Below are 23,649 nucleotides of genomic sequence, written 5' to 3'. Positions count from 1 at the left end.
ACCACCAGGGAAACGCGTAGGCAGCAGCGACCACAGCCCGCGACACGACACGTTTGACTTACCCCTCAATAGAACCCGAATCGCCACTCACGACCAACCCAGCCCACCCCTCATCCGCAGCCCTAAGTCAGGAAAGTCCGTGAAGGCCTCCTTCCCTACCTTGCAGGTCAGGGTCCCGGCAAAGTCGGGATCTTGCAGGTCAGGCGACTATCAAGGGTGAGCCGAGGTAGGGCGGGCCTGAATCTGAACACCAGCGGCGCCTTCAGTGTCCACAAGGGACATTGCCGGGCAAGCGAGTGTCTGATTGATACCGTTATGTACGTTTCTGCTGGGGATCGTGAGTGATAATGAGGGTTATTGAGGGGTAAGGCAAACGTGTCGTGTCTCGGGCGGGAGTGCGGCATCCGGGCATGCGAGTCACACCTTCCCCAGTACATGAAGGCCCCCTTCCTTGCGCCTAGCGCCAGGGTCCCGGCAAAGTCGGGACCGTGCAGGTCGGTGACCTCTTCGTCATGGCGCAGGCCGACGTCTATGAAGGAATCAGGACGTTGAATGTCCCAATTCCTTCATAGACACGGGGTCGCCCCCGGTTGCGAAGCTTGATCAACAGAGCTTCAGGGGGCATGCCCCTGAACCTGGTGCACCTCGAGTGTGGAGGATTTGGGACGTTCACCGTCCCAAATCCTCCACACTCGGAGCCCGCGGGCATCAGCGATGCCACATCCGGACCACCGAGAACAAGTGCCGACCAGCAACTCTGCGACTTTGCCGGGACCTTGCGCCTAGCGCAAGGCAGGAGGCCTTCATGTACTTCACGACCGGCCGGCGGGGTCGCAGCCGTCCCACCGTCACCAGGGCTCACATCCGACGGTAGTGAAAGCCTCCTTCACTACCGTCAGGGTAGGCAAGGAGGCCTTCACTACCAGAAGAACGCGTACACAGGAGCGACACCGGCCCCGCACCACGACACGTTTGCCTTACCCCTCAATAGAACAACCCAAATCACTCACGACCCCTTCGTGAAAACGTGCAAGTCTCCCAAATCAGGCACGTTCATCTCGAAAAGTGTCCCTTATGGACAGTCGGGAGCCGGGCGGATCCCCCCTCGCGAGTCAGTCGAAGTAGCGCAGGACCATCTCGACCAGTGCGGTGACGTCGGCGTCGACCATCGGCGCGCCGGTCATGCCCATCCGGTGGAGCAGGGTCCCGACGACGATGTCGATGAAGAGCAGGACCCGGTCCTCCGGTTCGCCCAGCGCGTCCTGGAGCGCGATCCGGTAGGGGTCCTGCAACCGCGTGGACAGGATCGAGCGCAGAGCCGGATCGTGGACGGCGTCGACGAACACGCCCGCGAACGCCGCACCCACGCCGGGGTTCCCGATCTTCGCCGCGATCCAGCGGATGCTGGCGGTCATGTCCTCGTCTCGGCTGGTGCCTTTCAGCGGCGCCGGGCCGATGGCGTCGACGAGGCAGTCCGTGATCAACGCTCCTTTTGACGGCCAGCGCCGGTAGATCGTCGTCTTCGCGACACCGGCCGCCGCGGCGATGCGGTCCATCGTCGCGCCCGCGTAGCCCAGGTCGTGGACGGTGTCCAAGGTGGCGGCGAAGACCGCGGTGTCGATGCCGGCGCGGGGTCGTCCTGGTGGTTTGGCGGAGGTGGCCGGTGGGGTCATGGCACCACCCTAGCAATTTCGCTACCATCGGTATCGCTACTGCCGGTAGCGTAATTGGGTGATGGAGGAGACATGGACGACGTCGTCGGCACGCAACGGCCACCGCGGGGGATTCGGTTGCTGCACGCACTGGGGAAGGAACCTGATTGGATGGCGATGACGGCCGAGGAGCTGGTCGCTTTGAGTGAGACGGTGAATCGCAAGCGGGCGTCTCCGCTGGCTCGGGTGATCACCGGGTTCCCGGATCGAGGCGCCGAGATCCGATGGGAAGAGATCACCTTGCCCGATCGTCTGCTGCGGGTGCGGGTGTACCGGCCGTCACCGAAGCGGGGCGAGGAGAGTGCCGCTTTGCCGCTGGTGCTGCACGTCCACGGCGGTGGGTTCGTCGGCACGGCGGTGCAGAGCGACTGGGTGAACAGTCACCTCGCCGCACGGCTGCCGTCGGTCGTGGTCTCGGTCGAGCACCGGCTTCTCCGTCCGGGGACTCCGCTGCTCGCGGCCGTCGACGACGGCTGGGACGTGCTGCGGCACGTGGTGCGGCACGCCGCGGAATGGGGGATCGACCCGGCACGGGTCGCGGTCTTCGGCGAGAGCACCGGCGGCGCGATCGTGGCGCTGAACACGGTGCGGGCGAAGGAGTCCGGTTTGCGCCTGCGCGCGCAGGTGCTGGTCAACCCCGCTCTCGATGTGACCGACGAGGGATTCGACCATGCCTCGATGGCGCGCTACGCGGACAGTCCGACGCTGAACGTGGCGCAGATGCGGCTGCTGCAACGGTTGGCCGTTCCGCCGGGAACAGACCCACGTCCGCTGTCGCCGCTGCAGGCCGGCGACCTGAGCGGGCTGCCCCCGGCGTTGTTGGTGGTCCCGACCCTCGACCCCATCGCCGACCACGCCCGCCGGTACGCCGAACGACTGCTGGAATCCGGCACCCCCGCGACACTCACCGAACACCCCGGAGCCACACACGCGTTCCTCAGCATGCCGGGCGTGGTGCCGCAGGCCAAAGCCGCACGAGCGGAGATCACCGACTTCCTCCGGAACCGTCTGCGCACGACCAGCTGAAATCAGTTTCCGTGTTCGGCCCAACTAGGCAGATCGCGGGCGACCTTGGCGGGGGAGGGCATGCGGGCGATCTCCTCGGCAATTGCGCGGGCCGCGTCGCGGTGGGCGGTGTTTCCGTGGTGTGGCAGTAACTTCCGGGCCTGGTCGGCGATGGCGTCCGCGGTGGCTTCGGCGGGCGACAGGCGTAGCGCGGCACCCGCGGTACTGACGGCTTCGGCGTTGGCGAACTGGTCGGCTCCCTGAGGAAGGAGGAGCTGAGGGATGCCGAAGGCGAGTGCTCCGAGGGTCGTGCCGCTGCCGCCGTGCTGCACGACCGCGTCGACATGCGGCAGCAGATCCGCTTGCGGTACCCACGCCCGCACCGTGACGTTGTCCGGCACGGGCCCGAGCTGGTTTGGGAGGATCCGTCCGGAGGCCACCACGACGTGCGCGTCGAGCGCGGCCAAACCGTGGATGGCCGTGGTGAGCAGTTCCGGCGTGCCGAACGCGGTGCCGAGCGTCAGGTAGATCAACGGTCGCGAAACGCGTCCGGAGTGCCACGGGAGCGGAGCCGGTTCGGAGTAGGGGACGGGGCGTAGTGCGATGCGCTCGGCTGTCGTGAGGAAGCTTTTGTCCTGTAAGGACGGTGGGCAGATGTCGAGATGTGGCCGAGCGGGAGTCGTCGGGCGCTCGAGTCCGATCCCGTCGGGGAACATGCGGCCGAATCCGTGCCAGAGACCGGGAATCCCGGCCCGCTGCGCGGCGATGGCCGCCCCCGGTTGCCCCCATTCGTGCACGACGAGGTCGGGCCGTAGCCGGGCCAGTTCCGGTTCGAGATCCTCGGCGTAGATCTCGTAGAACGAATCGGCCGGGCGAAAGGGGCGGAGCCCGTTCCCGCGCAGGGACGCGTGAACGTTCTCACCGGCGGCGAAATGCACCTCGTGCCCGGCCTCCCTGGCGGCGATCGCGAGCGGGATCAGCGGATAGGTATGGCCGGGCGCCGCCAGGCTGGTGAAGAGCACGCGCATGTCAGCGGGCCACGATCGGTGCGACTGGGTCGGTCACGGACACTCCAGATGTTGGCGACAGATGTTCAGATCATCTGAGTACAGAGTAGCCGAGGGTCCGCGGGCACGGCCACACCGGACCCGTCGGATGGCAGGAATGTGCCTGGAGATGTCTTTTCCGATACTGGGCCCGGAAGCCGGTCCCCCATCACAGTGATCTCATGGATGAGACGGAATCAGGCATCGTGCGGGCCGAGGCCAGGGTCGGGGACGAGACGGTCAGCTATCTCACCGTGCACCAGGATGGCCCGGTCGTGCTGCTGCTGCACGGAACGTACTGGAGCCGCGTCTGGCTTCCCGTGCTGACCAGCCTGGCGAGGGCGGGGCTGCGGCCACTCGCGGTCGATTTCCCCGGGATGGGGCGTTCGGGAGGAGAGCTGACCCCGGAGACCGCCACGGTCCCGGCCCTGGCGGAGTGGACGACGCGCTTCGTGTCCGCCCTCGAGGTTTCCGGGCCGATCGCCGTGGCGGGGCATGACATCGGCGGCGCGGCCGCTCAGCATCTCCTTGCGCACGAGCGGTTGCCGATCTCTCGGCTGGCCTTGGTCAACTCGGTCATGTACGACTCGTGGCCCGCGCCTCACGTGGCGCGGCTTCTCGCGGCGGCGGCCACCGGTGACGAGTTTCTCGCCGCTCGCCGTAAGGCTTTGACAACGGATCTGGCCGATGCCGCCACCGAAGGGCGCATCACCGAATACCTCGACCCCTGGACGGATCCGCGGGGTCGCCGCTCCTGGCTGGCCATGGCGAGCGCGGCCGCGAGTCGCTACACCCTGGATCTCGTTCCCGCACTGCGACGATCCACGACGCCCAAATTGCTGATCTGGGGCGAGGACGACCGCTTCGAGAAGGTGGAGTACGCCGAGAAGTTCGCGCTGGAGATCCCGCGAAGCACTCTCATCCGCATCCCGGGCGCGAGTCACATCCCCACTGAGAACGCCCCGGACCGGATCGGCCGCGCTCTTGCCGATTTTCTCGGAGCTGGATTCTGATTCCCCCGCTTCCCAAGGAAATCAGCAGACAGTCCTGTCCTGCCGGTCCGGGCTGTGTCCACATCGAACAGTAGTCGGGTGAGAACTCGTTGACGTCGCGGAAAACGGTTTGTGGGCTACACCTCGTGACGACGAACGGGTGTCATGCCGCAGATCCGGTGAACTCGCGCTACGCTCACCGATGATTGTTGATGCGGAGGAACTCCCGCGGACCTGGTGAAAGGCTCTTCATGGCTCAGAAAGTCGTCGTCCAGATCGTGGACGACCTCGACGGCGGGACCGCGACGCAGACGGTTCCTTTCGCGCTCGACGGTGTCACGTACGAGATCGATCTCTCGGACGAGAACGCCGACGCGTTGCGCGAGGAGTTCGCGCGGTATGTCGAAAACGGCAAGCGCGTCGGTGGACGTCGCGTCAAGGTCGCGGCGGGGCAGGCGACCGTCCCCGGCGTCCTCGACGGTGCGAAGAAGCCGACCGACCGCGAACGCAACCAGCGCGTGCGCGCCTGGGCGGGGGAAAACGGTTACTCGATCGCCGAACGCGGCCGGATCCCGAACGACATCTACGAGGCCTTCGACGCCGCGGAGCAGGCTGCCGCCAAGCCGAAGCCCGTCGATGACGCTCCGGCTCGTAAGCGTGCGCCCAGGAAGAAGAAGGTCGCGGCCGGCTAAGGCCCCGTGTCCTGTGGTGGTCGCGCGACGCGACCACCACAGGAACCTGGAACGGTGCCGCTCCGGCTCGCCGCGCACGCGGAAGCGAGCAGAGCGACCGCGAACAGCGCATAAGAGGCGAAAAGCCCTCCGGTGCCGGCCGCCGAACTCAAGGTGCCGCCGACCGCGCGTCCCCAGAGTTGCCCGAGGCATTCGGCCGTGATGACGGCGGTGGCCAGTTCCGCGGCTGTGAAGCCGCTCGTTCCCGCGGTGGTCGCTCGGATGTACAAACCGGGATAAGCGAGTCCGACCCCGATTCCGCCGAAGGCCCACGCGACGAGCGCCACGGCGAAGGATCCGCCGGCGGCGAGTTCGATCGCCAGGACGGCCGTGGCCAGAGCGGTCAAGCCCAACCCGGCAACGGGAAACCTTCGCGCCGCGGTGAACCGCGTGGCCACCAGGCTCGTCACCGCCCAGCAGAGCGGGGCGGCGGCCAGTACGATCGCCGCCTGCCCGAGACCCACCCCGAACCCGCGCGTCAACAGCACCGTGATCAGGCTGTCCGCACCGAAATAGCCGACCGCGAACAACACCATCGCACCCAGGGCGGCGGGAGTCCCGCGCCGCAGACGCGTGGTTCCCGGCGGCAGGATCGCGATCATCCCGGCCACCGTGATCACCGCGCCGAGGATCGCGAGCGGCCACCATCCCATGCCGAGCACGACACCCGCCGCACCCAAGGGCACCAGCAGAGTCCTGCCCAGCGGCCGCGGCCGGCCCTCCTCGGCCGGAGCGTCCCGGATGGCACGCACGACCAGCCACCGTCCGAAAAGGACGAAGGGCACCGGCAGCAGCAACGTCCAGCGCCATCCCACGAGATGTTCCAACGCGAGTGTCGCCGCCGGACCCACCAATGCGGGCAGGATCCACATCGCCGACGACGCCGCGACCACCCGGATGCGCAGCCGCTCGTCGAGATGCCGGATCGCCGAACTGATCCCGAAAACGGCAAGGAGCCCGCCGGCGAGCCCGGCGGTGAACTGTCCCAGCGCGAACATCCACGCGGCCCGGGCGCAGGCAGCCAGCACGAGCCCGCCGAGGTAGGCGCATATCCCGGCGGCCAAGGTGCCGCGCGGGCCCAGCCGCCGTAACACCCGGCTCGCCAGCGGAAGCGCGACGAACAACCCCAGCGACGAACCGGCGATCAGCAGCCCGAGATCGCTCCTCGCGTCCAGGTCGTCGGCGACGATCGGAAGCAGGCTGGAAGCGACGAAGCCCGTCACCGCCGCCGCGAACTCGAGCACTATGACGCCCGTCGCGATGGCCAGCGGTCTCGTTCGCCCCGCGAGGCGGCCTTCGGTCATGTGTAGAGGTCTCGGTCGTACCGGTTGAGCTGCACCCAGACGCCGTCGGGATCTTGAACGCGCAAAGAGTGTCCGAAGGCTTCGTCGATGGGCGGCTCCGGCTCGAATCCGGCTGACCGCAGGCGTTTCGCGACGTCCTCGAGTGGTTCTCCGACTTCGAAGGCCAATTCGCAGCGGCCGACGTCTTCACCGGACGCGCGGTGGATGGCCAGCATGCCGCCCGCCGCGGGCATTTCGATCCATCCACCCGGGCGCGACGTCGACCCGACGCGCAGGCCGAGTGCTTCGTAGAACCGGGTCATGGCCGCGACATCCGAGCTGTAGCGGATCGGCATCACTCGCATCATGATCGTTCCTCGCGGGGGGAGTGGCGCTGTCGCAGGTGGTCCTCGAGTACGCGCTCGACGAACGCCGAGAGCGATTCGTCGGCGTCCACGGACGCGTGCTTCACCCGCCTGATGAGGTCGGCCGGCAGATACACGCTGAATTGCCGTTTGGCGACCTGAGTCATGCCAGCATGCTAGCAAATGAGCATGCGTGCATCCTAGTGTTGCGAGCGTGAGCGCGTGGTCCCGTCCACGACGTCGAGCGACGCGTCACCGCGCGTCACCGCCAGCACCGTGTCGCCGCAGCGGATGAGGTCGTCAGGGGCGAGGGAGACCGGTTCCGCGATCCGCTCACCGTTGTGGAAGGTGCCGTTGCGGGAACCAAGATCCGCCAGGACGGGCCCGTCCGCGCCGACGGTGATTTCCGCGTGGTCGCGGGATACGGCACCGTCGTGGCGCAGCGCGACGTCGGCACTCGCGTCCCGGCCGACGACCAGGCGCCCCCGCGCGGGCAGCTCACGGAGCCGGGCCCGTCCAGCGCCGTCGACCCAGGTCAACGCCGGTTGTCCGGTTCCCGCGGCGCCGGGGGCGGCGACCCGCAGCAGAGTCGCCGTCCCGGCATGGGCGAGTACCGCTCGTTCCAGTTCCCGCAACGCGGGCCCCGGCTCGACGCCCGCCTCCTCGGCCAGTACCCGGCGCGCCTGCCGGAAGCGGTCCAGCGCCTCGGCTTGGCGTCCTTCCCGGTAGAGCGCGACCATCAGCTGACCCCAGAACCGTTCCCGCAACGGATGAGCCGTGACCAGTTCCTCGAGTTCCCGTACCAGTCCCGGTATTTCGCCCGAGCGCAGATCCGCGGCGATCCGCGCCTCGAGCGCCTCCCAGCGCATTTCCGCGTAGAGGGTGCGGGCGGGGTCGAAAGCGGTGTGGTCGGGCAGATCGGCGCAGAACGGACCTCGCCACAATGCGAGTGCTCGCCGGTACCCGGCCGCCGCGGCCGGGGTGTCGCGTGCCTGTTCGGCCGCCCTTGCCCGGCCGACCTCGTCTTCGGCCTCGCGGAGGTCGGCTCGGACACCGAGAAGCTGATAACCCGCCGGCCCGTGCCTCAAGGATTCTCCATACGCCCCAAGGGTTTGCCTGAGATTGTGCACATGGACCTGGACGGTGGAGCGGGACGCGGGTCTGCCGGTGTCGGAGTAGATCGCCTCGGCCAGTTTGTCCGCGCTGACCGGCGCCCCGCCGGAAGCGGCGAGCACGGCCAGTACCGCGCGCGGCCGCGGCCCGCCGGGGGTGACGGACACACCGTCGACGGTCAGCTCCACCGGCCCCAGCAACCGCACTTCAACCGTCACGGAGGCGATCATCTCAGGTTCTTCCAGCGGCTTGAAGCGATCTTGAAGCGCAATGGGCTTAACTGACCGGCATGACCACAGTGACCGCACTCGAGGACGTGGTGGACCGGCACGGACGCTCCGCGCTGTCCGACCCGATCGTGCTCACCGGCGCTTTGCGCAGTCTTCCCGACCCGCCCTCCGATGCCGAGATCAGCGCACTCGCCGCGGCGGCGGGTGCGGGCGCGGCCGAGCGGCTGCGCGCCGTCCTCGAAGAGGGTGGCACTCCGGCCGAGGCATATCGGGCCGCGACGATCGCCTGCGGCGGCGGGGCCGAGGCGGAATGGGCGTGCGGACAACTCGGCGCGGCCCTCGGCTATCTTCCCCGTGACACCGGGGCCGATGCGCCGACCACCGCGCTGACCAGCGTGCTGACCAGCGAAAAGCCGAAGCGCGGCAAGCGAATAGCCGTGCTCGCCGGTGCCGCTGTCGTGGTGGCCGCCGTCGCCGTGACCGGCGTGACGATCGCGCTCACCAGTGACGACGAGCCGAGCGCCACCGGCGGACCGTCGGCGACCCGGCCATCGCCGTCGTCCTCCGTGCTCTCCTCCGGGCCGATGGGGTCGGCGCCCCAGGCGGAACCTTCTTCGGCTCCGGTTCCCCAGGAAGCTGTCGCGGCCTTCAAGGATCCGAGCTTGCTCGCCGCGGCGAAGCCGTACCTCGATCATCCCGACGTTCGCTGCGAGGCGGCGAAGTCCATCGTGAGCGTCCGGGAAACCGTCAACTGCGAACTGGGCTCCGGCATCATCGCCAGCTTCCGCGTGCTGTTCTTCCCCAAACAGCTCACCGCGCTGCGCAAGGTCCTGCAGACCGACAACGACGGCGCGCGGCCCGGTTCGATCCGGACGCTGCGCTGGGAGTACGTGCCGGGACGGCCGGGGATCCGCGCGGGCATCCCGGTGGGCACCCCGCGCGACGGAAACGGCACCCGAATCCGTTTCCTGGAGCCGGAAAACGGTTACGCCCGGCTCTACTTCGACGAGGACGCCACCGGGGTCGCCGTCTACATGCAGGCGAGCACCGACGATCAGCAGGTGCTCCGCAAGTTCTGGGCGGATCCGGACGCGTGATGGACGACAACGACCCCCGCCTCGCCGAAGTCGCGCGCCGGTTCGGACGGCACGCGCTGGCCGACCCGGTGGCGCTGCGCTCCGCGCTGCGACAGTCCGGAAACGCCTTCAGCGCGGCCGAAATCGACGCGCTGGTGGCTCGGCTGCGGGAATCGGGAACGCTGGAAGCGGCGCTGCCTCGCGATCCCGAACCGACCGGGCCCCCGCTGAACCCGACGCTCACGGAAAACCGGCTCACCTGGGGTGGCGGGGGCCGTCAGCACCGTCCGACGCGGCAGCTTCCCTCGCGCGCACGCAAGAAGTGGCTCATCGGAGGCGCCGCCCTGCTGATGGCCGCGATCGCCACCGGGGTGGTGGTCTTCGTCCAGGGCAAGGAAGATCCCCCGGCGCCACCGCCGGACCGGTACGCGCTCGACCAGGTCGCCGTCCGGTACCGGGCACTCGGCGCCCGGCTGCTCGACGGCGCCGTCCGATGCGCGCAGCAGCCCGCGGAACCCGGTGAGACCGAACGAGTCGGCTGCGACGCCGGGCTGTACGCGCTCACCCTCGTCACCTATGACGTGCCGGGCAGGCTCACCCGGTCCAGGGAACTCGCGAGTGCCGCCGGCGCGCTGCGTTCGGCAGGCAACCTCGGCAAGGGCGCGGCGTTCGCGATGCGGGAACTCCCGTCCGGGGAATCGACGGTCTACTGGGACGTCGACAGTCCCCGTCCGGTCAGCGCCACGCTGACGGCGCGGAAGACCGGCCTTCCCGCCTTGGTGGAGTTCTACGACGCGCGGCGGTTCGGGGTGCTCGAACGCCCGGAAGTGCCGGGGGCGGCGTTCTCCTCCGGCACACTGTGGGATTTCGCGCAGGCACACGTGCTCAACGAAAAGTCGGCGAAATGCCAGGCGGTCCCCGCCACCACCGGCACGGCGGAGACGGTCAAATGTCCGCTGTCCGACGGTGCGATGCTGGTGTTCAGCACAGCCTCCGACCGCGAGGCGCTGACCAAGCTGCGCACGGAGAACGCCTCGAACGGCGGTGTGGTCCCCGGCAGTGTCGAGGTACGGACCTGGAACCGGCTCGGTGGTCCGGTCGTCGGGCAGTTCTCCCGGTTCGTCACGGCGGACGATCACAGTCCGACCATCTATTTCGACGACGACGCCAGACTGGTCTACGGCTTGTTCTTCGGCGCACCGGGTTCTTCGCCGGAGGCGCTGCTGGAGCGCTGGCAGCGCGGCTCGCGGTGAATCAGGTGAAGCGGAGCGCGGCGAAGAACTCCTCGACGGGGCGCAGATCGGCGGGATAAGGAATGCCGACCCGGCCGTCGAGCACCGACACGGTCGCGTGCTCGTCATCGGTCCAGGCGTACCGGGTGGTGGTGCCGAGCACCGTGCACACGAGCGTGCCCTGGTGCCCGTCACGCGACCAGGACTGCTTGGCGGGCAGGTCGCCGGGGCATTCGCCCGCGGTGAGCCCGGCCGGATCCGTGCCCGCGCCGGTGCGCAGGTAGGCGGCGGCCGCTTCGGCGTCGTCGAGCGCGGAGATCCGGAGTTCGCCGGTCTTGCCGCCGGTTTGGCAGACGACCTGCGCGCGTACCCCTTCGTCGGCAGCCGCCACCGGAGCGCACGTGAGTCCCGCGGGCGTGCTGCGGCCGACGCGGTCGTCGGCCGGAACCCCTGGCGAAATCAGGAAGATCGCCACGAGGACGGCCGCGACGAGCAGCGCGGCGCCGGTCACCGAGCCCGCCACCAAGCCGGTCCGGCGTCGGCGAGGAGCCTCGACGGCGACAGCGGCGCCCGGCGCGTCGGCACGCACGAGCCGGATCCGGTCGCGCACTTCACGCACCGTCGGACGGTCACGAGGATCCTTGGCCAGCAAAGACTTCAGCAGAGCGTTGACCGCCGCGGTGCGCGGGTCGTCGACCACGAGCTGCGGGATCGGTGCCCTGTCGTGCGCGACGATCACTTCAGGCTGACTGCCGCGATAGGGCAGTTCACCGGTCAGGGTCACCCACAGCAGACAGCCCACCGCGTAGACGTCCGACGCGGGCGTGGCGGGTTCGCCGCGAAGTCGTTCGGGCGCCATGTAGCCGACGGTGCCGATCACCCCGCTGGTCTCCGCGCCCGTGTCGATCTCGGCCGAGCGTGCGATGCCGAAGTCGCACAGGTAGACGAAGTCCTCGTCGTGGTGGGCGGCACGGGGCCGCAGCAGCACGTTGGCGGCTTTGACGTCGCGGTGCACGACACCGATCGCGTGCGCGTCACCGAGTGCCGAGACCACCTGATCCACCACCGCCAGCGCCCGATCCGGAGTCATCGGACCCGCTTCGAGGACCTTGGCCAGATCGGGGCCGTCGACCAGCTGCATCGCCAGGTACAGGCTGCCGTCCACGTCGCCGTGGTCGTACACCGCGACCACATGCGGCGAATCGAGCCGGGCCAGCGCCGCCGCCTCACGGCCGAACCGCTCGCGGTAGACCGGGTCTTCGGCGTAGTGCGGCGGCAGCACCTTCAGCGCCACCAGCCGTCGCATGCGGTGCTGCCACGCGCGATAGACCACGCCCATGCCGCCGCGACCGATGATCCCGTCGATCCGGAATCCACCGAAGTCCTCACCGACCCGCGGCGCCATACAGTTCCCCCGTCACCCGGCCGAAAGCTCGCGAGCCACTCTAACCCGCGCGATCATCCACGACGGGCGGAATGGGTGGACCGCTGCCGTCCGGCGAGTTGCCGGTCGTGCACCCGGCGCCAGACCAGCAGGGAAAGCACCGCGCCGCACAGGCAGAGGAACATGTCCCACTGCGTGTCCCAGACATCTCCTTGGGTGCCGAGGAAATCGTCCGCTCCCGACCCGGCGAGCACCGCGCTGAACCATTCCACGAACTCGAAACCGGCGGCGATCGTCAGACAAACGCAGACGGTCAGGAACGCCACCCAGCCACCGGGTCGCAGCGGTGTGCGGCGAAGGAGCACTTCGCGCACGGCGATCGCGGGGACGAATCCCTGGACGACGTGGGCGAACCGGTCGTAGTTGTTCCGCTGAGTGCCCAGCAGCTGCTGTACCCATTCCCCGGCAGGGGTTTCCGCGTAGGTGTACTGGCCGCCGTAACACAGCACGATCGCGTGCAGCACCAGCAGCCAGCAGAGCAGCCGCGTCAACGGGAAACGGCGGCGCAGCGCCACCACCAGCGGCAGTCCGATCAGCACCCAGACGACTTCCATGAACCAGGTGCCCGTCGATTTGGCCTGGAGCCCGGTCGCGGCGAGCACCACGACCACCACGCCGGCCAGCAGTATCCCTTCGGCCCGGCCGACTCCGCGCACCATGGGAAAACCCTACAGCGACGTGAAGATCGCCGCTGATTCGGCAAATCCGCTGGTCAGCGGCTGTCAGTCGCCAGGCGGGACGAGCCGCCGGACCGCGCCGTCGAATCCGGTGCTGTACAGGCTTCGCGGATCCCAGCCCGGCCCGGCGCCGAACCGCACGGACGACCCGAGGTGGACACCGGTGGCGATCGCGCAGGTCTCGCCGGAGTCCGGGTCGACGCGGTGGATGATGCCGTGCTCACCCGCCGTGTAGAGCCGTCCGTCGGTGCCGATGGTGAGATCGTCGATGATGTTCAGCGGCCACGGCGCCTGAAGCCGGATCTTCTTCGCGGGCGCGGAGGGATTCGCGAGGTCGATCGCGGCGATCTGGAAGTCCGGATCGCCGGTGTCGGCCACGTACAGGGTGCGGCCGTCGTTGCTGACGACCATGCCGTTGGGGCCGAGCAGATCGGGTCCGTACCGTTCCGGTGCGGCCGGATTCTCCTTGCGTACCAGCCAGAGTCCGCGCTTCGGGCCGATCAGGGTGCTGATCACCGCGTCGCCGTTCGGCAGCACGGTGCCGCCGTCGGGCATCGTGAGGCCGGTGGCCCAGGTCCGCCGTTTCCCGGTCTCGAAGTCGTAGATGTCGATGGTGCCGGTCTTCAGCCCGAGCAGGCCGTCGGTCGTCACGTGCCCCGTGTTGACGTACAACTCGTTGCCGCGCACCGAAAGCGCGCCAGGGCCGTAGACCGGCAGCAGAGTGCTGACCGCGCCGTCCGGGGTCACGCGCTCGATGGATCCGTTGCCCGCGAACAAGGTCTTGGAGACCAGGAGACCGCCTCGGCCGTCGAAGGCCAGGTTCTCCAGGGGGAGACCGAGGCCGGTCGCGACGGTGCGCACCTCCCATGGTGCGCAGCCCGGCGTGGCCGCCGCTGTCGCGCCTGGTGCGGTGAAGGCCGCCGCCATCACGATCGTCGCGGCGAGGACGCCGCGGATACGCCCGGTCATGCGAGCCTCCGCATCCACTGAACCAGTACATGTGTATCAATTTTTCTGATACGGGAGTATTGATCAGGGCCCGGAGTGTGTCAATCGGCGAGCGGGACGCTGGTCTGCCGTCGCAGGTCGCCGGGGTCCATGGCGAAGGCGAGGAAGAGTCCTTGCAGTGAGCGCTTCGTGAGTTCGAGATCGTCTTCGGTCGGCTGCGGGTTGGCCAGCCGGTGCAGGGCCAAACCGTCCAGCAGGGCCATGAACGCCTTGGCCGCGCGCCGGGAATCGGCGATGCCGAGGGAGGTGAGCAGGGGAGCGGCCGACGCTTCGAAGGCGCCCATCGCCTCGTCGACCACGGCGCGCATCGCCGGATTCCGGGCGGCTTCCATGTACAGCTCGTACTGGGCGACGGTCACGCCGAACTTGCCTGCCACCAAAGCCTGGGTGAGCCGTTCCCCGACCTCCAGCACGGATTCCGCGTCGCGCACCACGTCGGCGAGCAGCTCCCGCACGATCTCGATCCGTTCGTGGATGTGGAAGCGCAGGGCCTCCGCGATGAGCTCTTCGCTGGTCGCGAAGTAGTAGCCCGCCGCGGCCTGCGGCAGCCCGGCGCTGGCGGAAACCGCGCGGTGGGTCACCGCCTTGACACCGCCGTCGCAGATCAGCCGCATCGCCGCCCGGAGCAGCAGTTCGCGGCGCTCTCGGCTTCGCGCCTGCTGTTTGCCGCGGCTACCGGTCATTGACTTCCCCTTCGGTCGAACCGATACTAACGTCTCACTCTTAAGTGATACGTTTGTATTAATCCTGGGAGGACGGATGGGCGTCGACGCGGCCGAACTGCGGGAGATTCCCAGCCTGTGCCACGTTTTCCAACGCACCGTCGCGGAGTTCGGCGACGTCGTCGCACTGAGGACGCCGGACGACGCGGTGTCGCTGACCTGGCGGCGATACGGCGAACGGGTGCGGCGGCTGGCCGAGGGGCTGCACGCTCTCGGCGTCCGCCGTGGGGACACCGTGGCGCTCATGCTGACCAATCGGCCCGAGTTCCACCTGGTCGACGTCGCGGCGGTCCACCTCGGCGCGATCCCGTTCTCGATCTACAACACCAGCTCCGCCGAACAGATCGAGTACCTGTTCGCCAACGCCGGCAACCGGATCGTGGTCTGCGAGGAGCGGTTCCTCCCACGAGTGAGGAACGTGGAGCGCGTCGTCTGCGTTGACGGTGCCGCCGAGGGGACGATCTCCCTGGAGGAACTGGAAAACACCGAGTCACCGGACTTCGACTTCGAGGCCGGGTGGCGGGCGGCCGGTCCCCATGACGTGCTGACGCTGATCTACACCTCCGGCACCACGGGGCCGCCGAAAGGTGTCGAACTCACGCATCGCAACCTCACCTACAGCATGGGCGCCGCGCTGGAATCGCCGGACATCGCGGACGCGGTCGACAACGGACGTGTGCTCTCATTCCTGCCGGACGCCCACCTGGCCAACCGGTACTTCGCGCATTACTTCCCGATCGTCTCGGCCTCGACGGTCACCTGTGTGGCGGATCCGAAGACCGTGGTGACCACCTTGCCCGCCGTCCGGCCCACGGTGTTCCTCGGTGTGCCCATGCTCTGGTACAAGATCAAGGCGGGGATCGAGGAGGCCGTCGCGGCACAAACCGGTGTCCGGCGGTCGCTCGCCGAATGGGCGCTCGGCGTCGGACTGTCCACAGTGCACTCGGAGGCGGCCGGTGGGCACATCTCGCGATGGTCGCGGTTGCGGCATCGGCTGGCCCGGCGACTCGTCCTCGACCGGTTGCTCGTCAGGATGGGACTGGACGCCTGTGTGCTCCCGATCAGCGGCGCCGCCCCGATCGCGGTGGACACGCTGCACTATCTGATGGCCACCGGCCTGCCGATCTGCGAAGGCTGGGCGATGTCGGAGACCGCGGTGCACGGCACGATCAATCCACGTCACGCCATCCGGCCGGGTACGGTCGGGAAAGCCCAGTACGGCGCCGAACTGCGGCTCGCCGACGATGGGGAGCTGCTGATGCGCAGTCCCGCTTTGATGCGCGGCTATCGGAACGATCCCGAGCGGACGGCCGAGGCGATCGACGAAGACGGCTGGCTCCACACCGGGGACGTCGCCACCATCGACGCGGACGGTTACGTGTCCATTGTGGACCGCAAGAAGGAGCTGATCATCAACGCGGCGGGCAAGAACATGTCGCCTGCCAACATCGAGAACGCGCTCAAATCGGCGGGCGCGCTGATCGGCTCGGCCGTCGCGATCGGCGACCGGCGGCCCTGCGTGGTCGCCCTGATCACCCTCGACCCGGACGCGGCGGCGGCCTTCGCCGAACGGCACGGGCTCCCGGCCGATCCCGTCGCGCTGGCCGGGAACCCGGCACTCCGGCGAGAGATCGCCGCCGTGGTCGAACGGGCGAACGGCAGGCTGTCCCGCGTCGAACAGGTCAAGGACTTCAGGGTGCTCCCGGTTCAGTGGGAGCCGGGCGGTGCCGAGCTGACACCGACCATGAAACTCAAGCGCGCGTCGATCGCGGAGACCTACGCCGCCGAGATCGACGCGCTGTACCGCACCCCTCGTGAGGGGTAATGGCGGTTCTATTGATCCGTAAGGCAAACGTGGCGCCGGGCGAAGGGGGGTGTGTGGAAATGGAGACGTTGAGTGTCCCTGTTTCCACACATCCTCCGGAGGTGGTCGTCACCGGGACTGTCGTGCGGCACTGTGTGGATTCTGTGTCATCTAACGCATCAAAATCCACACGGTGAAAGTACCGGTCACCGGTACGCCGCGCCCGGACACGACACCTCGCCTCACCCTGGGTAACAACTCGCGCTCTCGTCGAACCGAAACTTTTGCCTTACCTCTCAATAACCGTCATTACCCCTCACGAGCCGGTCAGTTCAGCTTGCGGGTGTCGGCGGGCAGACCGCCGCCGGCGTAGACGTCCTCGGCGAGTTTGGCCAGCGCGGTGAGGGCGACGTTCTGGCTCCACGGACCGTAGGAAACCCGGGAGACGCCGAGTTCCCGCGCGGTCGCCAGCGGGATGGAGCCGGGGATGCCGATCAGGTTCACCTTGCGCTCGCCCAGCGCCTCGACCAGCCTGCCGACCTGGGTTTCGTCAAGCCTGCCGGGTACGAAGACGTTCGACGCGCCCGCGTCCAAGTAGGCGCGGCCGCGGGTGATCGCCTCGGCCAGCACCTCTTCGGGGTCGCGGTCGCCCGCCTTGAGGAAGGCGTCCGTGCGCGCGTTGAGCACGAAGTCCACCCCAGCGGACTGAGCGGCGGCGACAGCGGCCTCGACGGCCTTGACGGACTCGTCCAGCGGCTTCATCTGGTCTTCGAGGTTGCAGCCGACCGCGCCGACCTCGATCGCCCTGGCGACCGTGCCGCCCGGGTCGCCGTAGCCTGCCTCCAGGTCGGCGGTGACCGGGAGATCGCCCGCCGTCCGGACGATGAGGGCGACCTCGGCGATCATCTCGTCGCGGGGGATCTTCTCGCCGTCGGGATAGCCGCGCGAGGCGGCGATCCCGTGGCTCGGGGTGGCGAGGGCCTGGGTGCCGGGGGTCTCGGCGACGACCTTCGCGGTGATCGCGTCCCAGACGTTGACGACGAGCAGCAGATCGGGGGCGGCGTGCAGTTCCTGCAGTCGGGTGGCCTTGTCGGCGGTGGAAACCATGCCCCCAATCTAGAGCGCGAGCCCGCACGTCGCCGCCGCGAGGGCACCGGCCGGTCAACGGGGTCCAACGGTCAGATCTCAGGACGGGATTCTTGTTACGCCTCGAGTCCAGGCCGCGATCTGTAGGGGGTCAGGTTCGAGTGGAGGTCTCGTGGAACTAACCATCAACGCCGGCGGTGACGAACAAGCGCTGAAAGAGTTCTACGACTGGCTTCGCGACGACGTGGACGTGGTCCGGTGCGCGACGATCGAGACCGCGGTGTCACGGGAGTCGGAGGAGATGGGGGCCTTCGAGGTCATCTGCATGTCCATCGGCTCCCTCACCGGCCTGGCCAACCTCGGTCTCGCTTGGGGCAATTTTCTCCTCTCCCGCAAGGAAACGCCGCCATTCACCATCACAGTGGAGAGTGAGTTGACGGAGGAGCAACATGCCATGCTCCGGAACCTGGACCTCCCGCGGGTCGTGAGTGGCGATTCGGGTTATTGAGAGGTAACCCAAACGTGGCGTGGTGGTAAGTCCGTGAAGGCCTCCTTGAGGGACTCTGGGGCCCTCAAGGAGGCCTTCACGGACTTCAAGACGGGACGTTGATGTCACAGCCGTCCCACTGTCACCAGGGATCACGCCTGACGGTAGTGAAGGGCTCCTTCACTACCGTCAGCGTAGGCAAGGAAGCCTTCACCACCAGGGAAACGCGTAGGCAGCAGCGACCACAGCCCGCGACACGACACGTTTGACTTTCCCCTCAATAGAACCCGAATCGCCACTCACGACCCCCTGCACCGAACGGCCACCGCGGCACTCCCCTCAAGCCCCGCTTCCCAGCCACCGCAACGTCTCCAGCGCGACGGCCACGTTCACCGCGTTCTCCGCCAACGGCCGGGGCAGCAGCTCGTCCGCCCGCGCCAGCCGCCGCACGACGGTGTTCCGGTGGGTGTAGAGCCGTTCGGCGGTCCGCGTCGTGTTGCCCAGTTCCCGCACATAGGACCGGACGGTCTCCCGCGTTTCCGCGTCGGCGTGCCGGAGTTCGCCGAGGGTGTCGGCGACGAATTCGCCCGCCTGCGCCGGATCGCCGGTGAGCAGGGCGAGCAGCTGGATGTCCTGGTATCGCGCGATCTGCTGCGGCGAGGTGAGCCGGGCGAGCATCCGCTGCGTGGCGGCGGCGTCGAGATGGCTGCGGCGGAAGCCGTCGATACCGCTGCCGGGCCGTCCCAACGCGACCCGGACGTCGGGGTGCGGCGCGAGTTCTTCGGCGAGCCGGTCCGCTCGCGGCGGGGTCCGGCCGGGCAGCCAGACCCACAGGGCGGCGGCGCTGGCGACAACGGTCAGCCGGTGCGAAGCGCCGCTGGCCCGCATGAGCGTTTCCGCGGCGGTTTCGAGCTGCTGGGACGACGGCGTGGCCGAGCCACTCCAGACGATCGCGGCCGTATGGGGCCCGGAGAGCGGGTAACCCAGTTGCGCTTCCGCCCGCGATCGGCTGATGGGCGCGCCTTCCAGCAGCAGGGTGACCGCGGCGCGCCGTTCGGCGTGGGCGCCGCGGGTCAGTTCGGTGCGTTCGGCGGCCATCCGCTCGGACACCGCCGCCACGGTGTCCTCGATGAACGTGGTGATCGACAGCGACGAGACGTCCAGCAGCTCACGGAGCAGGACGGGATCGGAGGTGAGATCGAAGCAGATCTCGATCCACCGCCGCCAGGCCACGCCTTGGGCTCGCCGGTAGGCGTCGAGGCCGCCGGAGTCGAAGCCCCGGCGCACCATGTCGCGGGCGCCGTCGAGCACTTCCTGGTTCAGGTTGGCGGGGACCCGCCTGCCCGGATGCTGCACGTTGGCGGCCGCCCAGTGCAGGAGGTTCGCCAGATTCGCGCGTTTGGTCCCCTCCGTGAGCACGGGATCTTCGGCGACCGCGCGCATACTGTCTCCGCCGAGCGAGGCTTCGTGCAGCTCCTCGATCCATTCGGCGCGTGGATGCAGGACGATCTCCGCCCCGCGCCGGAAGAGATCCCGCGCCTCCGGGGACAGGGTGGGCCATCGCGCTGCGGCACTTTGCACCATGGGTCCATGATGGTGATGCAGATAGCACTAGCGCAATCCCTCGGTGAACCCGCATCGTGGAGGGAACCGAGACGAGGCTGGAGTACCGCATGACGACGAGCACACCCGTCGAGCACCTCGACGTGGTCATCATCGGTGCCGGGATTTCCGGGATCGGGGCCGCGCGCTACCTGAAGACCGAGAACCCGGGCAAGAAGTTCGCCATCCTGGAGGCCCGCGGCGCGTCCGGCGGCACCTGGGACCTGTTCCGCTACCCCGGCATCCGCTCGGACTCCGACCTTCACACCTTCGGGTACGAGTTCAAGCCGTGGCGGGACAAGCAGTCCATCGCCGACGCGCCGCGGATCCTGTCGTACCTGCGTGAGACGGTCACCGAGAACGGTCTCGAACCCAGCATCCGGTACCACCACAAGGTGGTCTCGGCCGACTGGTCGAGTGACGAGGCCCGCTGGCTGCTCGAGATCGAACGGACCGACACCGGCGAGCGCACCCGGCTGAGCGCGGGCTGGCTGTTCAACGCGGGCGGCTATTACCGCTATGACGAGGGCTTCACGCCGGACTTCCCAGGCCGGGACCGCTTCCAGGGCACGATCGTGCATCCGCAGCACTGGCCGCAAGACCTCGATTACGACGGCAAGCGCGTCGTCGTGATCGGCAGCGGCGCCACCGCGGTCACCCTGATCCCGGCGATGGCCGGAACCGCCGCGCACGTCACCATGCTGCAGCGCACCCCGACCTACGTGATGCCGGTACCGCGCGAGGACAAGATCGCCAACGGTCTCCGCAAGATCCTCGGTGAGGAGCGGGCTTACGCCCTGACCCGCCGCAAGAACATCCGCAAGGGTCTCGCGGTCTGGCAGTTCTGCCAGAAGTTCCCCAAACTCGCCCGCTCGCTCATTCGCTACGTCAACAAGAAGCAGCTTCCCGAGGGCTATCCGGTCGACGAGCACTTCAACCCGCCGTACGACCCGTGGGACCAGCGGCTGTGCGCGGTGCCCGGCGGTGACCTGTTCGCGGCCATCCGCAAGGGTGACGCCGACGTGGTCACCGACAAGATCGCCACGTTCACCGAAAAGGGGATCCTGCTGGAATCCGGGCGGGAGCTGGAGGCGGACGTCATCGTCACCGCCACCGGGCTGAACCTCCAGGTGTTCGGCGGTGCCTCGTTCAGTGTCGACGGTGAACCGGTCGTGCTCTCGGAAACCGTCGCCTACAAGGGAATGATGCTCTCGGGCGTGCCGAACCTCGCCTTCGCGATCGGCTACACGAACTCGTCGTGGACCCTCAAGATCGGCCTGCTGTGCGAGCATTTCTGCCGCCTGCTCGCGCATATGGACGCCCACGGCTACGACGTCTGCCGTCCCGTCCTCGCCGACCCGGACATGCCGACGCGGCCGTTCCTGGACTTCGCCGCCGGATACGTCCAGCGCGCTCTCGACCAGCTCCCGCGCCAGGGTGACCGCATGCCGTGGCTGACCTCGATGAGCTACCACTCCGACATCAAGCTGTTGCGCGCGGACGACATCACCGATCCCGAGCTGCACTTCTCCCGCGCCGAGGTCCGGGAATCGGTGAGCTCGTGACCGACCACTTCGCCGACCTTCCCGGCGGCCCGCGCATCTGCTACCGCCTGGACGGGCCCGCCGACGGCACGCCGCTGGTGCTCATCGCCGGTCTCGGGCTCGACCTCACCTCCTGGCCGCGGCGGATGATCGACGGTTTCACCGGCCAGGGATTCCGCGTCATCCGATTCGACAATCGGGACGCGGGATGCTCGGATCGCATCAAGGCGCCGAATCCCGGCAAACTCCGGCAACTGCTGGCCAAACCCCTTCCGGGTGCCTACGACCTGGGCGACATGGCCGCCGACACCGTCGGTCTGCTGGACCATCTGGGCATCGAGAGCACGCACCTGGTCGGTATGTCGATGGGCGGCATGATCGCGCAGACCGTCGCCGCCAGGAATCCCGGCCGTGTTCTGTCGCTGACGTCGATCTTCTCCACCACCGGGCACCGCAAGGTCGGGCAGCCGGCACGGTCGACGTTGCTGCGCATGGCGAGGCGGCCCGCCCGGACGGTCGAGGAATCGGTGGTCGGCCATCTGGCGATGATGGGCCACCTCGGCTCGGCCACGTTCCCGCTGGACAAGGACGTCGAAACGGCCTGGGCCACCGGCCTGTGGGAACGGGCGGGCGGACGGAGGGCCCGCAGCGGCATCGCCCGCCAGATCGGCGCGATCCAGGCCAGCGGCGACCGGACCGCCGAACTCGGCCGCATCACGTGCCCGACGATCGTCGTCCACGGCGACAGCGACCGGATGGTCCACCACAGCGGCGGGCGCGCGACCGCCGAGGCCGTGAACGGTGCCCGCTACGTCGAAATCGCCGGGATGGGCCACCACATCGCCCCCGACCTCGTCGATCGGCTCGTCGAACTCACCACCGAACTGGCCTTGAACCCGGCAGGAGAATCCCGATGAACGCCGTTCGTGGCAAGGCCGCCGTCGTCACCGGCGCGGGCTCCGGAATCGGACGGCAGCTGGCGCTGGAACTGGCGAGGCGCGGTGCCCGGCTCGCTGTGTCCGATGTGGACGAAGCCGGTCTCGCCGAGACGGTCGCCGAAGTCAAGGCCCTCGGCGCGGAAGTACAAGGCGCGGCGCTCGACGTCAGCGACCGGGCGGCCGTCGAGGACTACGCGGCCACGGTCGCCGGCCAATTCGGTGTGGTACACCAGATCTACAACAACGCCGGAATCGCGGGCGGCGGTCAGACGATCCTCGAAACCGACTGGGAGAGCTACGACCGCACCTTGGCCGTCAACCTCTTCGGCGTCATCAACGGCACCAAGGCCTTTCTGCCGCACCTGATCGACTCCGGCGACGGACACGTCGTCAACGTCTCCAGCCTCAACGGTTTCATGGCCCAGCCGACGCTCACCGCGTACTGCGCCAGCAAGTTCGGCGTCCGCGGCTTCACCGAGGCGCTGCGCACCGAGATGATCCGCGACCGGCATCCCGTGCGGGTGACGGTGGTGCACCCCGGCGGGGTCAAGACCGGTATCGCCTCGTCGGCGCTGAAGGAAGCCCAGGCTCGCGGTATCGAGCCCACCGCCGAGCAGCTGGAGCGGGTCCGGCTGTACAACGAAAAACTGCTCAAGATGCCTGCCGAACGGGCCGCCCGCATCATCGTCGACGGCGTCGAAGCCGGGAACCCGCGGGTTCTCGTCGGCAACGACGCCAAACTGGTCGACAGGCTCGTCCGGTTGCTCCCGCGGCTTTACCCGAAGCTGATCGTCGACTTCGAACGGCGGCGCTTCGCCCGCTCGTGATCAAGGCCGGGAGGCGTCGATACCCTGGTGCCCGAACAAACCGAGCAGCCAGGTGTAGCGGACGGCCTCCCGGGCCTGGCCGTAGGCGTCTTCGGTGGCGTTCCAGATGGCCTGTGTGATCAGCTCGATCGTGGCGGCGACGACCGTCCGCGCGGTGAACGGCGGCGGCGACGGCAGCGCGGGATCGGTGGCACGCAGCCATTTCGCCGTCCGGTCGAAGACGGCTTCCCCCGCACGCAAGGTGGTTTCCCGCGCTTCGAGCCCGGCGTCGCCCAGAGCGTAGATCTCCAGCAGGACGGCGCGGACGGCCGTCGGGCGGCGGTGCACGTAGTCGACGAGGAAGTCGCAGCAGGCGGTGACCGCTTCCACGGGGGTCGCGGCCTCGGTGGCCACGGCGACGCCCTGCGCGATGAACTCGGCGGTGGTCTGGCGGTAGGCGGCGAGGAACGCGTCCTGCTTGCCGGTGAACTGCTCGTAGAACGACGTTCGCGACACGCCCGCGGTGGCGGTGATGTGGCCGATGGTGGTGGCGACGTAGCCGCGGGTTCCGGTGTTCTCCAGGACCGAGTCGATCAGCCGGGCGCGCTGGGTGCCCGCGACCTCGTCGCGGCTCAGATTGTGCGGCCCCTTCGGCAGCTTGCGGCGTGCCGGAAGGGCGGCGGGGTCTCGCTCGGTCACCCGCAGAACGGTACCGGTCCGTGAAGGCCTCCTTCCCTACTTTCAAA

Annotated in this window: 23 protein-coding genes; 10 read left to right on the top strand and 13 right to left on the bottom strand. The window is 68.4% G+C overall.

What is annotated here, in order from left to right; all coding sequences use genetic code 11:
- Positions 1 to 1,112: 1,112 nt before the first annotated feature.
- Entirely contained in the window at positions 1,113 to 1,673 is a 561-nt protein-coding gene (locus ACZ7KI_RS38230; RefSeq protein WP_470277893.1) for a TetR/AcrR family transcriptional regulator, read from the bottom strand.
- 72 nt (positions 1,674 to 1,745) lie between these two features.
- Here ACZ7KI_RS38230 and ACZ7KI_RS38225 point away from each other — a divergent pair, with 72 nt between their 5' ends.
- Complete coding sequence (locus ACZ7KI_RS38225) at positions 1,746 to 2,738, top strand: alpha/beta hydrolase (RefSeq protein WP_470277892.1); 993 nt, start codon at positions 1,746 to 1,748, stop codon at positions 2,736 to 2,738.
- Between the two features lie 2 nt (positions 2,739 to 2,740).
- Here ACZ7KI_RS38225 and ACZ7KI_RS38220 read toward each other — a convergent pair whose 3' ends face one another.
- Positions 2,741 to 3,745, bottom strand: coding sequence for a glycosyltransferase (locus tag ACZ7KI_RS38220; protein ID WP_470277891.1), 1,005 nt, complete (start codon positions 3,743 to 3,745; stop codon positions 2,741 to 2,743).
- 200 nt (positions 3,746 to 3,945) lie between these two features.
- Here ACZ7KI_RS38220 and ACZ7KI_RS38215 point away from each other — a divergent pair, with 200 nt between their 5' ends.
- Positions 3,946 to 4,776 (top strand): alpha/beta fold hydrolase, encoded by an 831-nt coding sequence (locus tag ACZ7KI_RS38215; protein ID WP_470277890.1) that lies wholly within the window; start codon positions 3,946 to 3,948, stop codon positions 4,774 to 4,776.
- Positions 4,777 to 5,006: 230 nt separating this feature from the next.
- Positions 5,007 to 5,447 (top strand): histone-like nucleoid-structuring protein Lsr2, encoded by a 441-nt coding sequence (locus ACZ7KI_RS38210; RefSeq protein WP_470277889.1) that lies wholly within the window; start codon positions 5,007 to 5,009, stop codon positions 5,445 to 5,447.
- On the opposite strand, the gene ACZ7KI_RS38205 is transcribed toward ACZ7KI_RS38210, so the two are convergent.
- Genes ACZ7KI_RS38205 through ACZ7KI_RS38190 form a run of 4 tightly spaced genes read right to left on the bottom strand, consistent with a single transcriptional unit; the run spans position 5,444 to position 8,465 of the window.
- Entirely contained in the window at positions 5,444 to 6,790 is a 1,347-nt protein-coding gene (locus tag ACZ7KI_RS38205) for an MFS transporter (RefSeq protein ID WP_470277888.1), read from the bottom strand. The two genes, ACZ7KI_RS38210 and ACZ7KI_RS38205, sit on opposite strands and share 4 nt — an antisense overlap.
- Entirely contained in the window at positions 6,787 to 7,137 is a 351-nt protein-coding gene (locus tag ACZ7KI_RS38200; protein WP_470277887.1) for a VOC family protein, read from the bottom strand. Before ACZ7KI_RS38200 ends, ACZ7KI_RS38205 begins: the two co-directional genes overlap by 4 nt.
- Positions 7,134 to 7,301 (bottom strand): CopG family transcriptional regulator, encoded by a 168-nt coding sequence (locus tag ACZ7KI_RS38195; RefSeq protein WP_470277886.1) that lies wholly within the window; start codon positions 7,299 to 7,301, stop codon positions 7,134 to 7,136. Before ACZ7KI_RS38195 ends, ACZ7KI_RS38200 begins: the two co-directional genes overlap by 4 nt.
- 33 nt (positions 7,302 to 7,334) lie before the next feature.
- Positions 7,335 to 8,465, bottom strand: coding sequence for a BTAD domain-containing putative transcriptional regulator (locus ACZ7KI_RS38190; protein WP_470277885.1), 1,131 nt, complete (start codon positions 8,463 to 8,465; stop codon positions 7,335 to 7,337).
- A gap of 71 nt (positions 8,466 to 8,536) precedes the next feature.
- On the opposite strand from ACZ7KI_RS38190, the gene ACZ7KI_RS38185 reads away from it, so the two are divergent.
- Both ACZ7KI_RS38185 and ACZ7KI_RS38180 read left to right on the top strand, forming a co-directional pair.
- The gene (locus ACZ7KI_RS38185) at positions 8,537 to 9,574 is read left to right on the top strand and encodes a hypothetical protein (protein WP_470277884.1); all 1,038 of its coding nucleotides are present in this window, start codon (positions 8,537 to 8,539) and stop codon (positions 9,572 to 9,574) included.
- The gene (locus ACZ7KI_RS38180) at positions 9,574 to 10,806 is read left to right on the top strand and encodes a hypothetical protein (protein ID WP_470277883.1); all 1,233 of its coding nucleotides are present in this window, start codon (positions 9,574 to 9,576) and stop codon (positions 10,804 to 10,806) included. Before ACZ7KI_RS38185 ends, ACZ7KI_RS38180 begins: the two co-directional genes overlap by 1 nt.
- A gap of 1 nt (position 10,807) precedes the next feature.
- Here ACZ7KI_RS38180 and ACZ7KI_RS38175 read toward each other — a convergent pair whose 3' ends face one another.
- The 4 genes from ACZ7KI_RS38175 to ACZ7KI_RS38160 all read right to left on the bottom strand — a co-directional run bounded on the left by ACZ7KI_RS38175 (position 10,808) and on the right by ACZ7KI_RS38160 (position 14,597).
- Positions 10,808 to 12,190 carry a serine/threonine-protein kinase gene (locus ACZ7KI_RS38175; RefSeq protein ID WP_470277882.1) on the bottom strand — a complete coding sequence of 461 codons (1,383 nt, stop codon included), beginning with the start codon at positions 12,188 to 12,190 and terminating at the stop codon, positions 10,808 to 10,810.
- Positions 12,191 to 12,243: 53 nt separating this feature from the next.
- The gene (locus tag ACZ7KI_RS38170) at positions 12,244 to 12,888 is read right to left on the bottom strand and encodes a DUF2238 domain-containing protein (protein ID WP_470277881.1); all 645 of its coding nucleotides are present in this window, start codon (positions 12,886 to 12,888) and stop codon (positions 12,244 to 12,246) included.
- Positions 12,889 to 12,951: 63 nt separating this feature from the next.
- Positions 12,952 to 13,875: an SMP-30/gluconolactonase/LRE family protein gene (locus ACZ7KI_RS38165; RefSeq protein WP_470277880.1), complete on the bottom strand. Its 924-nt coding sequence runs from the start codon at positions 13,873 to 13,875 to the stop codon at positions 12,952 to 12,954.
- Between the two features lie 80 nt (positions 13,876 to 13,955).
- Positions 13,956 to 14,597, bottom strand: a complete 642-nt coding sequence (locus tag ACZ7KI_RS38160) for a TetR/AcrR family transcriptional regulator (RefSeq protein ID WP_470277879.1) — start codon at positions 14,595 to 14,597, stop codon at positions 13,956 to 13,958.
- 76 nt (positions 14,598 to 14,673) lie between these two features.
- On the opposite strand from ACZ7KI_RS38160, the gene ACZ7KI_RS38155 reads away from it, so the two are divergent.
- Positions 14,674 to 16,461 (top strand): AMP-dependent synthetase/ligase, encoded by a 1,788-nt coding sequence (locus tag ACZ7KI_RS38155; protein ID WP_470277878.1) that lies wholly within the window; start codon positions 14,674 to 14,676, stop codon positions 16,459 to 16,461.
- A 306-nt stretch (positions 16,462 to 16,767) separates the two neighbouring features.
- On the opposite strand, the gene ACZ7KI_RS38150 is transcribed toward ACZ7KI_RS38155, so the two are convergent.
- Entirely contained in the window at positions 16,768 to 17,547 is a 780-nt protein-coding gene (locus ACZ7KI_RS38150; RefSeq protein WP_470277877.1) for an isocitrate lyase/PEP mutase family protein, read from the bottom strand.
- A gap of 151 nt (positions 17,548 to 17,698) precedes the next feature.
- On the opposite strand from ACZ7KI_RS38150, the gene ACZ7KI_RS38145 reads away from it, so the two are divergent.
- Positions 17,699 to 18,034, top strand: coding sequence for an effector-associated constant component EACC1 (locus ACZ7KI_RS38145; protein WP_470277876.1), 336 nt, complete (start codon positions 17,699 to 17,701; stop codon positions 18,032 to 18,034).
- A gap of 318 nt (positions 18,035 to 18,352) precedes the next feature.
- On the opposite strand, the gene ACZ7KI_RS38140 is transcribed toward ACZ7KI_RS38145, so the two are convergent.
- Positions 18,353 to 19,597, bottom strand: coding sequence for a PucR family transcriptional regulator (locus ACZ7KI_RS38140; protein WP_470277875.1), 1,245 nt, complete (start codon positions 19,595 to 19,597; stop codon positions 18,353 to 18,355).
- Positions 19,598 to 19,686: 89 nt separating this feature from the next.
- Between ACZ7KI_RS38140 and ACZ7KI_RS38135 the strand changes: the two genes are divergently transcribed.
- Genes ACZ7KI_RS38135 through ACZ7KI_RS38125 form a run of 3 tightly spaced genes read left to right on the top strand, consistent with a single transcriptional unit; the run spans position 19,687 to position 22,924 of the window.
- A complete protein-coding gene (locus tag ACZ7KI_RS38135; RefSeq protein ID WP_470277874.1) occupies positions 19,687 to 21,180 on the top strand; it encodes a flavin-containing monooxygenase in 1,494 nt (497 codons plus the stop codon).
- Positions 21,177 to 22,076: an alpha/beta fold hydrolase gene (locus ACZ7KI_RS38130; protein ID WP_470277873.1), complete on the top strand. Its 900-nt coding sequence runs from the start codon at positions 21,177 to 21,179 to the stop codon at positions 22,074 to 22,076. Before ACZ7KI_RS38135 ends, ACZ7KI_RS38130 begins: the two co-directional genes overlap by 4 nt.
- Positions 22,073 to 22,924, top strand: coding sequence for an SDR family NAD(P)-dependent oxidoreductase (locus ACZ7KI_RS38125; RefSeq protein ID WP_470277872.1), 852 nt, complete (start codon positions 22,073 to 22,075; stop codon positions 22,922 to 22,924). The genes ACZ7KI_RS38130 and ACZ7KI_RS38125 overlap by 4 nt, the downstream gene beginning before the upstream one ends.
- Here ACZ7KI_RS38125 and ACZ7KI_RS38120 read toward each other — a convergent pair whose 3' ends face one another.
- Entirely contained in the window at positions 22,925 to 23,602 is a 678-nt protein-coding gene (locus tag ACZ7KI_RS38120) for a TetR/AcrR family transcriptional regulator (protein WP_470277871.1), read from the bottom strand. It lies immediately after the preceding gene.
- Between the last annotated feature and the right edge of the window lie 47 nt (positions 23,603 to 23,649).

This window comes from Amycolatopsis sp. NPDC039088, from assembly GCF_055598845.1.
The sequence above is the reverse complement of the archived record's forward strand: the minus strand, read 5'-3'. Positions and strand labels throughout refer to the sequence as shown.

What these genes read in the sequence shown, in the direction of transcription:
- ACZ7KI_RS38160 (WP_470277879.1), bottom strand. Translation starts at nt 14,597, where the DNA reads ATGACCGGTAGCCGCGGCAAACAGCAGGCGCGAAGCCGAGAGCGCCGC.
- ACZ7KI_RS38165 (WP_470277880.1), bottom strand. Translation starts at nt 13,875, where the DNA reads ATGACCGGGCGTATCCGCGGCGTCCTCGCCGCGACGATCGTGATGGCG.
- ACZ7KI_RS38150 (WP_470277877.1), bottom strand. Translation starts at nt 17,547, where the DNA reads ATGGTTTCCACCGCCGACAAGGCCACCCGACTGCAGGAACTGCACGCC.
- ACZ7KI_RS38205 (WP_470277888.1), bottom strand. Translation starts at nt 6,790, where the DNA reads ATGACCGAAGGCCGCCTCGCGGGGCGAACGAGACCGCTGGCCATCGCG.
- ACZ7KI_RS38135 (WP_470277874.1), top strand. Translation starts at nt 19,687, where the DNA reads ATGACGACGAGCACACCCGTCGAGCACCTCGACGTGGTCATCATCGGT.
- ACZ7KI_RS38125 (WP_470277872.1), top strand. Translation starts at nt 22,073, where the DNA reads ATGAACGCCGTTCGTGGCAAGGCCGCCGTCGTCACCGGCGCGGGCTCC.
- ACZ7KI_RS38220 (WP_470277891.1), bottom strand. Translation starts at nt 3,745, where the DNA reads ATGCGCGTGCTCTTCACCAGCCTGGCGGCGCCCGGCCATACCTATCCG.
- ACZ7KI_RS38170 (WP_470277881.1), bottom strand. Translation starts at nt 12,888, where the DNA reads ATGGTGCGCGGAGTCGGCCGGGCCGAAGGGATACTGCTGGCCGGCGTG.
- ACZ7KI_RS38180 (WP_470277883.1), top strand. Translation starts at nt 9,574, where the DNA reads ATGGACGACAACGACCCCCGCCTCGCCGAAGTCGCGCGCCGGTTCGGA.
- ACZ7KI_RS38185 (WP_470277884.1), top strand. Translation starts at nt 8,537, where the DNA reads ATGACCACAGTGACCGCACTCGAGGACGTGGTGGACCGGCACGGACGC.
- ACZ7KI_RS38225 (WP_470277892.1), top strand. Translation starts at nt 1,746, where the DNA reads ATGGACGACGTCGTCGGCACGCAACGGCCACCGCGGGGGATTCGGTTG.
- ACZ7KI_RS38155 (WP_470277878.1), top strand. Translation starts at nt 14,674, where the DNA reads ATGGGCGTCGACGCGGCCGAACTGCGGGAGATTCCCAGCCTGTGCCAC.
- ACZ7KI_RS38210 (WP_470277889.1), top strand. Translation starts at nt 5,007, where the DNA reads ATGGCTCAGAAAGTCGTCGTCCAGATCGTGGACGACCTCGACGGCGGG.
- ACZ7KI_RS38200 (WP_470277887.1), bottom strand. Translation starts at nt 7,137, where the DNA reads ATGATGCGAGTGATGCCGATCCGCTACAGCTCGGATGTCGCGGCCATG.
- ACZ7KI_RS38140 (WP_470277875.1), bottom strand. Translation starts at nt 19,597, where the DNA reads ATGGTGCAAAGTGCCGCAGCGCGATGGCCCACCCTGTCCCCGGAGGCG.
- ACZ7KI_RS38195 (WP_470277886.1), bottom strand. Translation starts at nt 7,301, where the DNA reads ATGACTCAGGTCGCCAAACGGCAATTCAGCGTGTATCTGCCGGCCGAC.
- ACZ7KI_RS38230 (WP_470277893.1), bottom strand. Translation starts at nt 1,673, where the DNA reads ATGACCCCACCGGCCACCTCCGCCAAACCACCAGGACGACCCCGCGCC.
- ACZ7KI_RS38175 (WP_470277882.1), bottom strand. Translation starts at nt 12,190, where the DNA reads ATGGCGCCGCGGGTCGGTGAGGACTTCGGTGGATTCCGGATCGACGGG.
- ACZ7KI_RS38215 (WP_470277890.1), top strand. Translation starts at nt 3,946, where the DNA reads ATGGATGAGACGGAATCAGGCATCGTGCGGGCCGAGGCCAGGGTCGGG.